This window comes from Tolypothrix sp. PCC 7712, from assembly GCF_025860405.1.
GTDB classification, from domain to species: domain Bacteria; phylum Cyanobacteriota; class Cyanobacteriia; order Cyanobacteriales; family Nostocaceae; genus Aulosira; species Aulosira diplosiphon.
Map to the genome: position 1 here is coordinate 8496392 of NZ_CP063785.1, position 16431 is coordinate 8512822.

The window sequence follows — 16431 nt, forward strand, 5'->3', positions numbered from 1 at the left end:
AGTGAAAAATGCTAGAGAAAAATCATAAAAAATATCTTTTGCGATCGCACTTAGGTGTAATATTTTCCCTGAGTAGTAGCTTGTTACTAACCAGTTATTCTCTACCTATTGGTGCTTTAACAATTCCCCAATCTACAGTAAAATTTACTATCGCTAAAACACCAGATGAAAGGCAACCGGAGGCTGTAGAACAAGGAATTGAACAGATTCCTACTACTCCACCACCTGCATCTTCACAGCCTAAGCAACCTATTGATTCACCCATACCGCCACGTGTACCCCCTGCAACCACAAATTCTGCACCAGCGCCTACTTCTCAGCCTAGTCCATCTCAACCAGTAGATACCACACCAGCACCTACTCCCAAACCGAGAACTTCTCAACCAGTAGATACTGCACCCGAACCTACTCCCAAACCGAGGACTTCTCAACCAGTAGATACCACACCAGCGCCTCAACCCTCAAATAATGGTTCTACCCGTCCTAGTCCTAGTCGTTATCAACCAAGTACTCAACCATCAACAGGTAACAGGCCAAATCGCCAGCCTGCGCCAGTTTCTCCACCGAAAAATCTCAAATACAAGCCAATTAACTTTGTAGATTTCGCCTTCGGTATTTTAGGTAAAGGTGATTTCCAGTCTCAAGGTAGGTATTTTCACTTCTATCAATTTGAAGGGAGAGAAAACCAACTCATCCAAATTCGCCTAGGTGGTAGTACTGATACACGCCGTTCTAATAACTTGAGTCTCACCCCTTATATGTTTCTGCTTGACCCCGATAATAATGTTATTGTCAAACGCAGCAGCGCCCAAACAACAGGCGGGATTAAAGATGCATTTGTATTTGTGAGACTACCTGTTCAAGGCACATATACCATCGCAGTTACTAGTAGTAACCCAGGAGATACAGGCCGCTATAGTTTAGCACTGAGAAATGATAGGGCTAGCTATAATTTAGACGAATCTGGTGAACTAACCGCCCAAAGTCTTACCCTCAAGCAAAATAAAAACCCCTACAATGTATCTAAGTTTGAGGGGAAAAAAGATCAGCTAGTTAGTATTCGTGTAGATAGCGTTTTTGAAGAATTTTCTCCTTATCTAGTCTTATTAAATTCTCAAGGCAAAATTGTTGCTACGGATAATGGTAAAGATGGTAAGTATAGCGCCCTGATTGACAGAGCTAGGTTGCCTGAAGATGATACTTACTATGTCGTGGTAGTTTCTAATAATCCGCAACAACGTGGTAGATATCGCTTGACGATGTATTAGGGATTGGGGACTGGGGAACTCGGGGCCCCCTCTGGGGATAAGGGGTAATGGGGATTGGGGATTGGGGATTGGGGAACTCGGGGCCCCCTCTGGGGATAAGGGGTAATGGGGATTGGGGATTGGGGATTGGGGAACTCGGGGCCCCCTCTGGGGATAAGGGGTAATGGGTAATGGGTGAAAATATCAAACACCCGACACCCAAACCCAAGCAAAATAAGTTCTTAGGGACTTCCTGAAAATAAATTATCCAAATATAGTCCGAGAATATTTTTATTTTCCCCCTGCTCCCTGCTCCCCAGTTGTGTCAACTTAAGCTAAAAGCTATATAGGGCGGGCGTTGTACAAATACCTCGCGCCCTCATCCCCTAACCCCTTCTCCCCCGGGAGAAGGGGAACTAAATCTCTTGCTCCCGTCTCCCTGTGGGAGAGGGGCTGGGGGTGAGGGCAAAACCTTGCAACCAAGCGGGTTTCACCTTAAGTTGACACCACTGCCTGCTCCCTGCCCCCTGCCAAGAAAAGTTGGAAGTCCCTTACTGTACTACTGGCCAAACTTTGATAGTGGTGTCTTTGCTAGCACTCACAACAGTCTTGCCATCTGGGTTAAAGGCTACAGCCCAAATTTTGCTTTTATGCCCTGTTAAAGTCTGTATTTCTTGCTTTTCTGGGACATTCCACACTCTGACGGTACCATCCCAGCCACCACTGACTAGATGTTTGCTATCGGCACTGAAGGCTACAGACCAAACTCTTTTGTTATCACCTCTGAGGGTAGTGATTTCTCTTCCTGTTGAGGCATTCCATAGTTTGATTGTGCCATCCCAACTACCACTAGCTACGGTTTGACCATCTGGACTAACGGCTACGGAATTAACTACATCAGTATGACCACTGAGGGTATGTATGACTTCTCCAGTGGAAATATTCCACAGTTTGACATTCTTATCAAAATGATTGCTACTAACAACAGTATTACCATCTGGACTAAAAGCTACAGAATTAAATATGTCGCACTGTCCTTTGAGTGTGCGTATCACTTCTCCAGTAGCCACATCCCAAACTTTTAGGGTTTGATCCCAGCTAGCACTAGCCAATTTAGTACCATCTCGGCTGAAGGATATAGATTCAACAGATAAGAGATGTCCTTTGAGAGTGCGGATTTCTTTACCACTAGCCACATCCCACAACTTAATCGTCTTATCTAAGCTACCACTGGCAAGAGTTTTGCCATCTGGGCTAAACACTACGGAATTTACCCAGTTAGTATGACCTTCTAGAGTCCGAATTTCTTTGCCTGTAGCTAAATTCCACAGTTTGATCTGATTATCTGTACTTACACTAGCCAAGGTCTTACCATTGGGGCTGATAGCAACGCCTTTCACCGATCCAGAATTGCCTTTGAGAGTTAAGACATCTGATACTGGAAGTTTTGGAGAAGATGTCTCACCAGTGGCAACGGAGGGAATGTCCGAAGACACAACGCCCCCGACTCCCGAAAGCAGGAAGACTGTGGCTGTGAGGACTCGCAGTGCGGAGTTAGTTTTATTTACAGACATCGCAGATCTCCCAGTGGCATTATCCTTATGCTGCACAATATAGCAAGCATTTCGATAGAATTACTGACTGTATAAAAGAGTATTATATTGTAAGCTCAGATTTTTTACTTACGTATATACCAAATCTTTATAGTATTGTCCTCACTACCGCTAATGATGGTTTGACCATTAGAACTAAAAGTAATAGAGTTTACAGTATTTCTGTGCCCATTTAGTGTTAAGATATTCTCCCCATTAGATAGATTCCACAGTTTAATTGTGCGATCGCGGCTCCCACTAGCTAAGGTTTTACCATCTGGACTCATAGCTAGAGATGTAACTGTATTTACATGACCAGAGAGGGTGCGAATTGCTGTTCCATTAGATAAGTTCCAGAGTTTAATTGTGCGATCGCGGTTGGCACTAGCTAATATTCTGCCATCCGGACTAATAGCAAGCGATGTAATAGTTTTTCCATCCCCTACGAGGGTACGAATTGCGTAGCCTTTAGCGACATTCCACAGCTTGATAGTCTTGTCAAAACTACCGCTAGCCAAAATTTGACCATTTGGACTCATAGCAATCGATCGCACCCAAAATTCATGTCCTACCAAGGTGCGGATATGCTTACCCGTTTCCAGATTCCACAGTTTGATGGTGTTATCATCACTTCCACTAGCAAGGGTTTTACCATCGGCGCTAATTACTAAAGCATGAACCGAATCTGTATGTCCTTCCAAGGTACGGATTAATTTACCTGTGGATAAATTCCAAACTTTGATAGTGCTGTCCTCACTACCACTCACCAAAATTTTGCCATTAGGACTAATCGCCACGACATTCACCCGTTGGGAGTGGCCCTTCAAGTTGGAGACTTCCTTACCAGTGGCGAGATTCCATACTTGGATTGTGCGATCGCTATTACTTGCTAGCAACCGACCATTAGGACTAATAGCCACAGATACAATGCCATTGTCGTTGGTTTGTAAGGTATTAGCCAAGGAAATGTTCCCCAAAGCTATCTGTGGCTGATCCAAAACTGCATCGCTGCGATCGCGATGATTATGAACTTGAGTCAGGCGAGAAGATAAATTGGTTTGGAGTTTGTATAGTTGTTTATACCAAGATTCGCCAAATCCAAACAGTAGAGTTGCTGCAGATGTTAAGACCAAAAGTCTGAAGAAGTTATGTTTTTTAGGTAAACGTTGGGTTTGAGTTTTTGGGGTTTTACCAGTTAATTTAACAGAAGGCAGCAGTCGCAGTGGTTGTTTAAATGACAAATCTTTGATGACTTCATCAACTGATTGATAGCGGTGGCGGATATCTTTTTGTAACAGCTTATCCAACAGCTTATCCAATTCTGAATTCAGGGGACTACGCAAATATTGTCGCCAATTTGTCACCCAAGAATATCCATGTTCTGTCCACAATTGAAAGGGAGAAATTCCTGTTAATAAATGAAAGCAAGTAGTCCCCAAACCAAATAAATCACTAGCAGGATAAGCTTGACCATCTCTAATTTGTTCAATTGGCGAGTAACCATGAGAACCAATAGAAGTACCAGTTTTATTTTGGACTCTGGCTGTTAACTGCTTTGAGGAACCAAAATCTATTAAACATAAGCGTCTATCACTATGACGGCGAATAATATTTTCTGGCTTGAGATCGCGATGAATAACTCCGCGAGCGTGAATAAATTTCAGAATCGGGAGTAAATCATTTAAGATTTCGATAATTTCTTTATCTTTATAGGTTTTGCGTTTGTGTAACTCCGTTAACAAATTATGCCCATTAATAAACTGCTGCACTAAATATAGGCAGTGATCTTGCTCAAAATAAGCTAAAAGTGTGGGAATTTGCGGATGTTCTCCGAGTTGTTGCAGGCGTTTAGCTTCTTCTGCAAATAACTCCATCGCTTTTTTTTGTGACCAAGTTCCTTGGAACTTCGGAGCTAATTGCTTGATCACGCAACGTTCATGTAGTTTATCTACATCTTGTGATAGGTAAGTTCTACCAAATCCCCCCTCATCAGAAAGCACGCGAATAACACGGAAGCGATTTCTTAAAAGGCTGATGAGTGGGGTATTACAAGATTGGCAAAACTTATTTTCATCAGGATTTAAAGGATTTGAACAATCGGGATTTAAGCAGCAGATCATGATGTGACAGGCGCTACTGCATGACAATTTATGCTAAGTTTGACCCGCAATTTCCCTGTTGGTAGATTGGCTCTGTTGTAGTGGTGGTAGAAAATCCCTGTATTGGGAATGGGGAATTACTTAATATAGTCAGCGTTTGTAGATTATAGTCAATTTTCCTCAATTTGGGGAAAACCAAAAGAGCCAGTAGAATTATTTCTCGATTATATAATAATCTAATTTGGCAGTATTGTAAAAAAGCAAGTCAGAGAATATTTACTTGGCTATGGCAATCCGATTTGATGTCTGAAATTATGGGTTTGGGTAGGAAAACGAGAATAATTGGTATAAAGTATACGGATTTTTTCACCAATCAAATATCAGATCTATATCATTCGCTACCCAAAAATTTAAATATTACTGAAAACCCGAAATAAAAAGATGGCAGTATGGAACGAAAAGTAAATTAGCTTTAACACCTGTTCCCTTTTGCTTACTGCCTTTTACTTAACTTTATGTAAGCATTGTTTCAAATTATTGTATGCTTCTTTTTCCTTACGTTTTTCTTTCCATTCTCGAATCGCGATCGCAGTTCTTTGAATAGAAGGTAAGTACATCTGTGAAGTAGACTCTTTTGCTTTGGTTTTATTAATAACTCTAGGGGTTTGGATAGCTAAACATCCAGTTAATGCGGGTGCATACTCTTCCCACTCTAAAGCTCTTTTCAATTCTTCAACTGTTTGAAAACGCTCTTTTAAAGAAATCTTGAGCATTTTACCTAAAATTTTGGCAAAATTGCTGCTAACATTAACTTCTTGTTGCCAGCAAACTTCATCATTATTGTGATCGTAGGCAAATTCTAGAGGCCCTTTACCAGTTAGTAAATAAAGACAAGTCATACCTAGCGCATAAATGTCACTAGCATAAACAGAATGTAGAGAAAACTGTTCTGGTGGTGCAAATCCTATCGTCCCCACAAAAGTACCAGTAGCATCATCATCGCGAGAATTTCCACAAACATCAGCTAATTCTTCTTTGACTGCACCAAAATCAATCAGCACAAACCTTTGGTCATATTTGCAACGTAATAAGTTCTGAGGCTTGATATCACGATGCATGATTTGATTTTCGTGCAGATACTCTAATACTGGTAATATTTCCTTTAAAAACTGCTTAACTTCAGCTTCGTTTTTTGGCCCGTTGCGTTTCACATCGAAGGCTAAATTATAACCATGTATATACTCTTGAACTAAATAAAAGGTGCCATTAACCTCAAAGTAGTCTAACAGCATAGGTATTTGAGGATGACTACCCAATTTTGCTAAAGTTTGTGCTTCTTTTTCAAATCTCTGATAAGCTTTTTCCCAAATACTGGTATTAGTTACCTTAGGAGAAAGTTGCTTAATTACACACCAAGGTTGACCTGGTAATATTGCATTTTTTGCTAAATAGGTGATCCCAAAACCACCTCTACCTAAAATTCTGACAATTTCATAGCGATCGCGAAATAGCTCTTGAGTTCCGCACATCTGACTCAGTCGAGTTTGCTGCAATATAGACTCGTGGAAATACTTCATTTGCGGGGAAATTATATTCATCTCTCAAGAATTACTACTCTCTGCTTGCCTTTAATTTACAGATAAAGACAACTGAGCGCTAGTAGAAATACTATATCTTTGCTAAATCATGATATTTGACACTGTATAAATACAAAACAGCCCGTAAAAATTTTAAAAAGATATAATATTTTTCAAGAGAAATTAAGTGGCTTACTAGTAAGCAGTAAAACGCTGCATATTAAATGGTTATATTCCTGCTAAATAATTTAATTCACCTATTGTAAAAGACTTCACAAATGTCCAGGTGATTATGAGTTTTTAATAAAAAATGCGAAATCCACTAAATATTTACGTAATTACCGAATATAAAGGCGTATTCTATTGTTTAATAAAATACAATTTAGGACACAGTCTAGGCTCGAATAGCACTTACTTAAGTAGACGAGGTGGGGAAAGGGAAAAGGTTAAAGGGGAAGGGTAAAACACAAAACCTTTCCCCTTTACCCCTTCCCCCAACTTCTTGCTGCCAAATCCCTTTGTTTTGAAACCCTTTTGTATGCTTGAATTTCACACAATGGCGTACAAATGTACTATAATGATAGTATAGCGCCCACAAAGCCTGTTGAAGTGCAAAATGGCTCTGTAGCAGTTTTCTGGAAGATGGATTAAAAATTCTATGATGAAGCACTACATTCTCAACCTTAATCCCACTGCTAAACATGAATGGGATCGGTGTATTTTGCGCGATCCACTCACTGCAAAACGCCCAGATATTGCCAAAATAATTGCTGATGCGGTTGGTGCTGATACAGGCAGTTATTTAGTGAGTGTGAACATCGAAGTAACTGTTTTGGAACAAGCGGCTGTACCACAAGCTGAACAACTATCGCTCTCATTCTCAGAGATAAATAATCAATCGCAACTAAGAGAAGTGGCGTAATTACTGCGAAAGGCAAAGTGCTGAATTTTTACCCCTCATTTCTAATTATATATCAATCACAAATTAGCGGTGAAAGATTAAAGTTTGCTCCCAGAATTTTTCACCAATTCGCTAGTAAAGCTATAGCAATATAGCTAGATTTTCGGTCAATATTTTTGGCAAGGAAGATTATTTGATGATGCAACTGAGTTATTATCCAGATGCAATAGTTCAAGCTGCCCAAAGAGTGAATGAAATAGACTCTCAGTTAATGGCAGTTCAACAGCAAATTAACCGATTTGAAGGCAATGCTGATCGTAGCGCCTCTTTTGATATGGATTTGAAAAACGATGCTCAACGCAAAGCACGTCGTTTTGAAGTGCTGCTGGTGAATCAAGAATACCAAAAAGCAATCGACACCCAAATTAGATTAACTGGTGATAAAGCAAATGCGATCGCTCATTTGGAATATTTGCGTAACCAGTTTAGTGTCGCTAAGTTGGAAGCGAGATTAGCGATTGCTCAACAATTAACTAATTTTGAATCTCGCGAATTAGTTGGATTGTAATTAATTCAGCTAAATCCATCTAATTTGTAGTAAAAAAATGTAGCAAAAAACGTAGGTTTGGTTTTCTTGCTGCAACCAAACACTGATATCCAATTGGGTTTATAAATTCTTCGATGCGTTACGAAGTTCGTCACGCATCCTACTGGGCCAATACTTGTCGGTTAAGGGCAAAAGGGGAAGGGGAAAAGGGGCAAGATAAAACCTTTAACCCTTACCCTTTCACCTTTTCCCCAAACCAAATTTCGAGTTAAAAATCCTTAACCGAGAAGTATTGCCTACTGGGCTGACACGCCTAAAATAGTGCATAAAAAAAACTCTTGTGGGATGGGTGTCTCACGCGTCCAGGGCGGACAAGATGTCTACCCCACAAGAAAAATTATTGCCACATTTTAGCTATGTCAGTCCACTACTTTATTTATAAATTTGCTAGAAGTGATGGCGATATTTGTTCAGGAAATTTAGAGGATAATAATTGAGCAATTTGTTGATTAATATTTGTCACATCAAAACGCTGACTAGCAATATTTCTCGCATGATTCGCCATAGCAGTAATTTTATCTGTGTCTTGCAAACAGATATTAATTACTTGTGCTAATTCCTCAGCTTCGCCAGGATTAACTAAAAAACCATTAATTCCCGGTTCTACTAATTCTATTGCACCCCCAGCTTTGGCTGCGACTACAGGTGTACCGCATAGCATCGCCTCAACAATGACTCTACCAAAGGGTTCTGCAAAAGTGGAAGTATGAGCAACCAAGTTACAAGCTGCCATTAATTGCGGAATATCAGCACGAAATCCTAAAAACTTGATGCGGTTTTCTAGCCCTAATTTAGCAATTTGTTGGTGTAATTGTTGCACATAATCTTGTTCACCAAAAAGTGCATCGCCAACTAAAATTGCTGTTACTTCTTCGGGACATTTGGCAATGGCATCTATTAAAATATGTTGCCCTTTCCAAGGTGAGAGACGGCTAAAATGTCCTACTACAAATTTTCCTGTCAGCCCTAATTCTGCTTTTAATTTTTGTATATCAGACTCACAGGTTTGATAAATTTTTGAGTCAAAGCCGTTATAGACAACTGCAGTAATATCTTCCCGTCCGCCTGCTTCTATAAATGCTTTCTGACTCGCTTGAGAATTAGCAATAACTAAAGATGCAAAATAATTAGCTAAGTTAACAGCAATGCTGCGGTTAGTTTGGCTGAAATGCTCTTTTGAGAGAATATCATGCAAATGATAGACCAGAGGACGACGAGCGAAAAAACTTGCGATCGCACCAATAACTAATGCCTTTTGAGTATTGGCGTAAATAACATCATAATCTTGAGCTATCTGTACTACCTTGGCGATGAGAGGTATAAGTTGCTTAAAACTGGCTAATCCTTGCAGAAAGCTGCTAGATTTTTGCACAGAGATAGCTTGATTGGTTAAAACCTCCACCGGAATCTGATGCTCTTGGAGTAAAGTTTTAAAAGGCCCATCAGCAAATAACCCAACAAGAGAGCGATCGCGGTAAGGTTTAGCAATATCTATCAAACATAATTCTGCGCCCCCTGGCTTACCACTTTGATCTAAAAACAGAATTTTCATAATTGGTGTTTGGTGTTTGTTGATGGGTAATGGGTATTTCTCCTTCATCTCCCTCATCTTCCTTATCCCCAGTCCCCAGTCCCCAGTCCCCAGTCCCCAACCTCCTCTCACGCCAATAAAACTTCCCTCACCTGCTGGGCTATTTTTTGCCAGTTGAAATGCGTGGCTGCGTACTGGTGACAGGTTTCTCTGGAAGGGATTGGTAACTTTTGCAGTAGTGCTTGTTCTAATTTTTCAGCAATGGCTGAGGCTGCGGTGGAAGTGGTAAGTAAATCTGGTGAGAAGGATGATAGAATTTCTGGCATTCCGCCAACGGGGGTACAGATAACGGGAGTACCACAGGCTAAGGATTCTACGACTGCTAATCCAAACCCTTCAAAAGATTGGCTGGGCATGATTGTGAGATCAGCAGCTTGGTAAGCTAAGGGTAAATCCTCATCAGGTAAAAAACCTAAAAATTTAACGTTATCCTCTAGTCCTAATTCTGTAGCTTGCTGTTGTAGTGCAGCTTGGATATGACCGCGCCCTGCGATCGCTAACCACACATCAGGTATTCTGGGCTTAATAGTTGCGATCGCTTCCAATAATTTATCTACCCCCACTCGATGCACTAAGCGGCGGGATGTAAATAATATTGGACGGTTATCAGGCCAGTTTAATTTACTTCTGGCATCTTGCCGTGATAAGTTGGCTTGAAATCGCTGAATATCAACGCCACCGGGAATAACGTGAATTTTGCTCCAGGGAATTTGATATTGTTGATGGAGAAGATTGCCAAAGGCTTTGCTGAGGACAATAAAGCGATCGCAGCGTTTATAGGTGCTTTGTTCTATCAGCCAGCGCTTTAGCAAAACTTTCAACATTTGATTTGCTACTTCTTGCTGACTTTCAGAAGCCCAAGGGCCATGAAAATTAAAAGTAATTGGTACTCCTTTGGGCAAAATATCTAAAATTGGGAAGCTATATAATGCAAAATGCAAATTAATAGCATCCGGTTTGCCGATTCTAGTTTTGCGAAAATTACTACGAATTGACCATAAACGTTGCCAAATTGGAACATCAGGTTCAGCTAAGTTAGTTAATTTTATAGGCAGATTTTCTATATTTGGTAAACCAACTCCACATAATTCTACATGGTCTTGATTCGCTGCTAATTGATGAGTTAGTTCGTAAATATACCGTTCTAAGCCTCCAGGTGTTTTGGGAAACCAGCCCATTCCCAGAGTGAGAATAGATGCTGAAGCGAAATTGTCTGTGTTACCTTCCACCTATGTTACTCCTGTGTTCTGTTGAACTGGCTTCCTCGCATTTTCATACCAAGCTCAACCCTGCTTTTGAATTCAACAATAAATTGCTGTTGCTAGTACTTTTATTCGGCGCTTTAGCATATCATCAGCACTTTTCACTGCTATTGCTATGAATATTTTTCAGCCAATTTATAGCATCATCAAATTTGTTTTTAACAATTTTTTCAAAAATTGCCAAACATCAATTAAGAATAATTTAGATAGAATTTTCTGTTATAAGCGATATATTTTTCGCTGTCAAGAACTTTTTATTAGTGTTGTTATTAACTGTTTAACAGCATCAAAGATTAATATTATACTTTTATAGCTGGTATATAATGCATTCAAAATATTGCAAATATGGGGTTTTATATTTTTAATAACTAGCTATTATGTCATCTTCATCACCATCAAATAACAATACCAGGATAAATTATTGTCAGAGCTTTTGGTAAAAATTGATGCATTTAACAAAAATCTGTATTGATTTTTACTATATTTTTAACTCATAGAGTAAAGATTAATACTGATAAAATTTACCTTAAAAAAATAATGTGTTTTTTATAAATTTTTGGTGAACATAAAATTATATCTGTCAAGTTTTTGTTATTTATGTGTATATTCTTTTAAAGGAAGATTAATCATGATGATTCAATAATCTATGCTCTACAGGTAGACAAATTTAATTAACAGACCGCAAAATAAGTAAAAGAATCAATAAAAGTTAATCTTCTATTAAATACACCAGGGTTTTGACAGTTAATTTTAATTGGTGCTGACCTATAACGCCGATTCAGTATTCGGTCAATTTTAGCAAATTCTAGAGCGGGTAATAGTTCTTGTCAGGGTTGTAACAAAACATCTAGTACAAGTCGGCGTAAATAGCGCAAAGTTGGCGGTGTCGGTTTCCGTCCCGCCAAACTTTGTAAGAGAAACAGACCATCTGTAATTGCTAAAAGGCTTGTGCTATAACTATTCTTTCTTTTGATTTTGACTCCTGCGGAGTCTGACTTTTCACGGGAAGTCCTCAAGCCTCCAAAAAGCGTGGCTTTTTCCACAGGTTGATTCTCAATAACTCTAAGTTAATGAAAATAGCTAACGGAGAAATCAGGGCTTGGGAAACCATCAAAATGACCTTTTCCACATGCCGTGAAAAGTCAGCTGCGGAGTTCGCCAGTTGCTTTATGCCGACGGCACTTCCTTCAAGTCGGCAAAGCCGCCCAACGGAGTGCCTTGGGAACCCGTCCACCGCACTGGCTCACTTTTGACTTTTGCCTTGTTGTACTAGTATTACCCAACAGATAATATGCTTGGGTTGTATTCATGAATCGGGGTTATAGTAGTCTGCTAACCCAACTTTAAAAGCTGATCATCAGTCAATTTATTGGCGTTGAGCAGCCATAAAGTGCTGACTATATAACTGGGAAAGTTTTGTTATTTTATCACTAATTAAATATCTAATTATTTAGATAATCATGATTCAAAAAAGCAATGTATGAAATAGTACACTGCAGTTAGCTAATTGATTAATTTAGGTTTTAATTGCTAAGTAATAGGTTGCGATATGCTCTGCCACGCTACAAATAAAATTTTAAGCATCAGCACCAGATACCATTGGAGATTTTATGAACTTTAGCTTCGTGCAGAAAATTCAACTTATCTGCTACAATTTTGCAAATTTTATTAAAACGCTGTTTCTCCAACGTAATTCGCGACAGAGAAAAATGTTGACATTTTTACTCTGTCTCACAATGGGAGTTGTTTTCGCTTCTTTTAGCATGACAACACGTTGGACTGTGAGTGGTTCGCCAACCAGCACTTACAAAACATCGTGGATTGGTAATACTTTTGGCGGTGGAAAATATTGGGTACAAAATAATATAGATGCAATGTATGTTGCTGCTAATGGCACTGTATATACCAATAGTATTTGGGATGAAGCAGGTAGAGAAGCAGGAATATATAAAGATGGCAAGATTGTGGGTATGCTGGATGATACCCACGGTTGGAGTCGTCTGGGTGGCAAAGCTATAGCAGTTAATCACAAATATATTTACTTAGCTATAACCCAAGGTTCTATAGGTAAAACTGAGAAAGATTATCCTCCAGATGGCACAAATTGGTATTGCGTTAGAAGGTATGATTTATCTGGTAAACCTGCGCCATTTTCTGGGGGTCGTGGTTGGGATAAAAGTATGTTAATTATCAGTCAGAAAGCTGAATTGACAGGATTAGCAACTTTTAAAAAAGAATTATATATAAGTGATGCTGCGGCAAATCGGATTCGCGTTTATAGTACCGAAACGATGAAGGAATTACGCAGCTTTAGCTTTGCTAGACCTGGTGGAATAATTGTCAATAGCCAAGGTAATCTGTGGATTATTCAAAATAAAAATAGTAGTAATTCTGCCAAGATTTTGCATTATTCCCAGGATGGAAAAAAACTCCCACAAGAGATTACGAAAGTTGTCGAACCAACTGCGATCGCACTCGATCCTCAAGGCAGACTGTTAATAGCCGATAATGGGCCGCGTCAGCAAATATTGATTTATAACGTTACTGAAAAGCCAACACAGGTTGGGACTTTCGGCATTAAGGGGGGGATTTTTGCAGGTAATCCGGGGGAAGTTCAAGATTTGAAACTTTACGGGATTACAGCAGTAGGTACAGATGCAGCTGGAAATATCTACGTTAGCAATAATGGTTTCCACAGACCGGGGACTGATTTAAGGAAGTTTTCACCCTCAGGAAAAAAACTATGGCAATTGTTGGGATTGCTATTTGTGGATAATGCAGATGCAGATCCTCAAACTGATGGCGTTGATGTGTTTGCCAAGCAAGAACACTTTGTCATGGACTACAGCCAGCCGGCTGGGAAGAAATGGACTTTTAAAAATTACACTCTCAATCCCTTCAAATATCCTCAAGATCCACGTCTGCATACATCCCCAGATGGAACATTTATCAGGCGTATCAAAGGTAAGCGCTTTATGTTCCTCACAGATATGTATAGCAGCTTTTTGCAAATTTATCGTTTTGATAATAGCAACAAAAGCAAAATCGCGATCCCATCGGGAATGTTTGTAGGTACGAACGCCGAAGGTAAACAATCAATCGCTGGTAACTGGCCACCAAATCAACCAAAAAAAGGCGAATGGATTTGGCGCGATCGCAATGGTAATGGTGGCTTCGATTCAGGAGAGTATGATACTAGCGAAGATTATCCCTACTTCGGCGGCTGGTGGGTAGACAGTAAAGGCGATGTCTGGAAAACCTTGCGGACTCAAGATGGTATTGGTATTCGCCACTATCCCTTAAAAGGACTAGATGAGCATGGCAACCCCATCTATACTTATAGTTCCATGCAAAAGTACAAAACCCCCAGCCTATTTACCGATTTGCGGCGGATTGAGTATTTCCCGGATACAGATACGATGTATTTGTCAGGCTTCACCACCGATCATCCCCCAGTTGGTGATGATAGTGGGGTGGTTGGTTCTGAGATTGTCCGCTTTGATAATTGGAGTCAACAAAAAGACAATCCTACTCCCCGATGGCGCACCGTAGTACCTCATGACACCACAGGGAAGCGCGAAGTCTCTACAATGTCCATGAGTGTAGCCGGAGACTATGTATTTGCTGTGACATTAAAGACAGCAGAAGTCCATGTATACAACGCCGCCACCGGAGTACAAGTAAAACAGTTTAAACCCGGCCCAGAAGTTGCAGGTGAAAGCGGTTGGATTGATATTCCCCACGGTATCCGCGCTTTTCGCCGTTCAGATGGTGAGTATTTAGTGTTTGTAGAAGAAGACTGGAAAGGCAAAGTACTGATCTATCGCCTGCGAGGATAATCTTAATTTCCATCTTCCAAGTTTTTAGATACCCAACTTATTCAAAAAGTTGGGTATCTAGACACCGCTAAATTTCACAAATTCTTTATGAATTTATATACATAATTTTGCAATTATATATAACCCATATTTGATTTTTGAAGCTCAAGTAGTCCAAGTAGGATGCGTTAGCGATAGCGTAACGCATCAGTCCAAAAGCTTTTCTTGCGTTACTAATATAGAACTCGCCATATTTATTACAAAATTATATTCATAAGTATAAATTTTATTGCACAGTTTATATGACTCATATTTGATTTTTGAAGTTCAAGTAATGGACTGACACAGCTAATTTGATGCAATAGCAAAAATTCATCGGCTTACCCTGCGGGCGCGTCTAAATCGGCGTTTATCTGCGGTTAATTTAATCAAACCTAATGCACTATTTTAGCCTTGCCACGCCTAGGATGCGTTAGCGATAGAGTAACCATTTCAAAAACTTTTTTGCTGAGATTTTTTCAGAAATCGACTTGCATTAATATATATGTATAATTTATGTTTATTATTTTGCGTAATTGGCTATTTTGAATTATCTACAAATGAGTAACATCAAATTTTATCATTTGTATTTGATGTATTGATGTTTAAGCTAACTTCATATTTTGCTTTTTTAAAATTAAATTCTTTTTGAAAACAATAAATATGTTTAGTGACAAATAATTTGTACTTGAATTATGATTTTAGAACAACGAAAGCAACGCAGAAGGAGCGATAAATCCTCCTAAGATACGAGAGTATTGATTTAATAATCACCAAATAACCAAAACTGTAACTATGAATTACAAAACCCTAAATCTAATCAATTATTATGAGTATCAAAATTTATTTACAGCGATTACAAAAATTAATTCCGCATACTTGGCTGGAGCAAATACAAGATATTCACTCTAGCTTACTATTTCGCTGGATTGTGCGAAAAGGCAGTCAGCCAATAGCATTCACCCAGAAATCGGCTATGGTGTTTTCTCCGCACCAAGATGATGAAACATTTGGCTGTGGTGGAATGATTGCTCTGAAACGAGAACATAATATTCCCGTAGTAGTAGCTTTTCTCACAGATGGACAGGGAGCAGGTACTTCTGAAGTCAATACACCAAATAAAATTATCCAAATCCGTAAACAAGAAGCGGTCAATGCATTAGAAATTTTGGGTGTTAAATCTTCAGAAATCCATTTTTTAGAAAAGCCTGATGGCACTTTACCTTATTTAGACGAGCGCGAAAGAGCACAGACAATTACACAGGTAGCAGCGCTACTAAAGCAGTATCAACCTGAAGAAGTTTATGTTCCTCATCGTAAAGATTGTCATCGAGATCATGAAGCAACTTACCAATTAGTCAAGGCTGCGATCGCTCAAGCTGGAATCACAGTAGATTTGTTGCAATATCCAATTTGGCTATTTTGGAGAGCGCCATTATTTATTCTGCTTAAATTGCAGGATATCGCAGCAGCTTACTACCTGCCAATTGCCTCAGTCCAAGATAAAAAAACTCAAGCAATATCTTCATATTGTTCTCAAATCGAGAGTCTTCCTCGTGGATTTATTCAGCGATTTTCTGGTTCCCATGAAATCTTCTTTAAATCTGAGTCTTAATCGCTGAATACCAATATATTTTTTAATTAAAAACTACCCATTTATGGGTAGTAAACAACCACTATCCTCAGCATCAAAGACTA

The 16431-nt window shown here is 39.4% G+C and carries 13 protein-coding genes; 5 read left to right on the forward strand and 8 right to left on the reverse strand.

Features of this window, described 5'->3' with window-relative positions:
* Positions 1 to 8 precede the first annotated feature (8 nt).
* On the forward strand, positions 9 to 1268 hold the full coding sequence (locus tag HGR01_RS34630; protein WP_045873308.1) for a pre-peptidase C-terminal domain-containing protein: 1260 nt from the start codon (positions 9 to 11) through the stop codon (positions 1266 to 1268).
* Between the two features lie 530 nt (positions 1269 to 1798).
* Here the strand turns inward: HGR01_RS34630 and HGR01_RS34635 are convergent.
* From HGR01_RS34635 to HGR01_RS34645, 3 genes are all read right to left on the reverse strand, one after another.
* Positions 1799 to 2821, reverse strand: a complete 1023-nt coding sequence (locus HGR01_RS34635) for a WD40 repeat domain-containing protein (protein ID WP_045873309.1) — start codon at positions 2819 to 2821, stop codon at positions 1799 to 1801.
* Positions 2822 to 2925: 104 nt separating this feature from the next.
* Entirely contained in the window at positions 2926 to 4959 is a 2034-nt protein-coding gene (locus HGR01_RS34640) for a serine/threonine-protein kinase (protein ID WP_052335356.1), read from the reverse strand.
* Positions 4960 to 5441: 482 nt separating this feature from the next.
* Positions 5442 to 6536 (reverse strand): serine/threonine-protein kinase, encoded by a 1095-nt coding sequence (locus tag HGR01_RS34645; protein ID WP_045873310.1) that lies wholly within the window; start codon positions 6534 to 6536, stop codon positions 5442 to 5444.
* Between the two features lie 637 nt (positions 6537 to 7173).
* On the opposite strand from HGR01_RS34645, the gene HGR01_RS34650 reads away from it, so the two are divergent.
* Together HGR01_RS34650 and HGR01_RS34655 are read left to right on the forward strand one after the other, a co-directional pair.
* Complete coding sequence (locus HGR01_RS34650) at positions 7174 to 7437, forward strand: hypothetical protein (protein ID WP_045873311.1); 264 nt, start codon at positions 7174 to 7176, stop codon at positions 7435 to 7437.
* 175 nt (positions 7438 to 7612) lie between these two features.
* Positions 7613 to 7984 carry a hypothetical protein gene (locus HGR01_RS34655; RefSeq protein ID WP_045873312.1) on the forward strand — a complete coding sequence of 124 codons (372 nt, stop codon included), beginning with the start codon at positions 7613 to 7615 and terminating at the stop codon, positions 7982 to 7984.
* 415 nt (positions 7985 to 8399) lie between these two features.
* Here HGR01_RS34655 and HGR01_RS34660 read toward each other — a convergent pair whose 3' ends face one another.
* The 5 genes from HGR01_RS34660 to HGR01_RS34680 form a co-directional block, all read right to left on the reverse strand.
* Positions 8400 to 9575, reverse strand: coding sequence for a glycosyltransferase family 4 protein (locus tag HGR01_RS34660; protein WP_045873447.1), 1176 nt, complete (start codon positions 9573 to 9575; stop codon positions 8400 to 8402).
* Positions 9544 to 9675 carry a hypothetical protein gene (locus tag HGR01_RS34665; RefSeq protein WP_264264682.1) on the reverse strand — a complete coding sequence of 44 codons (132 nt, stop codon included), beginning with the start codon at positions 9673 to 9675 and terminating at the stop codon, positions 9544 to 9546. The genes HGR01_RS34660 and HGR01_RS34665 overlap by 32 nt, the downstream gene beginning before the upstream one ends.
* Before the next feature lie 7 nt (positions 9676 to 9682).
* Positions 9683 to 10792: a glycosyltransferase family 4 protein gene (locus HGR01_RS34670; RefSeq protein WP_045873448.1), complete on the reverse strand. Its 1110-nt coding sequence runs from the start codon at positions 10790 to 10792 to the stop codon at positions 9683 to 9685.
* Positions 10793 to 11703: 911 nt separating this feature from the next.
* On the reverse strand, positions 11704 to 11919 hold the full coding sequence (locus HGR01_RS34675; RefSeq protein WP_045873314.1) for a hypothetical protein: 216 nt from the start codon (positions 11917 to 11919) through the stop codon (positions 11704 to 11706).
* Positions 11920 to 12063: 144 nt separating this feature from the next.
* Positions 12064 to 12186: a hypothetical protein gene (locus tag HGR01_RS34680; RefSeq protein ID WP_255325321.1), complete on the reverse strand. Its 123-nt coding sequence runs from the start codon at positions 12184 to 12186 to the stop codon at positions 12064 to 12066.
* Positions 12187 to 12585: 399 nt separating this feature from the next.
* On the opposite strand from HGR01_RS34680, the gene HGR01_RS34685 reads away from it, so the two are divergent.
* Complete coding sequence (locus HGR01_RS34685; protein ID WP_228045674.1) at positions 12586 to 14715, forward strand: hypothetical protein; 2130 nt, start codon at positions 12586 to 12588, stop codon at positions 14713 to 14715.
* Between the two features lie 847 nt (positions 14716 to 15562).
* A complete protein-coding gene (locus tag HGR01_RS34690; RefSeq protein WP_045873316.1) occupies positions 15563 to 16348 on the forward strand; it encodes a PIG-L deacetylase family protein in 786 nt (261 codons plus the stop codon).
* Positions 16349 to 16431: the final 83 nt, after the last annotated feature.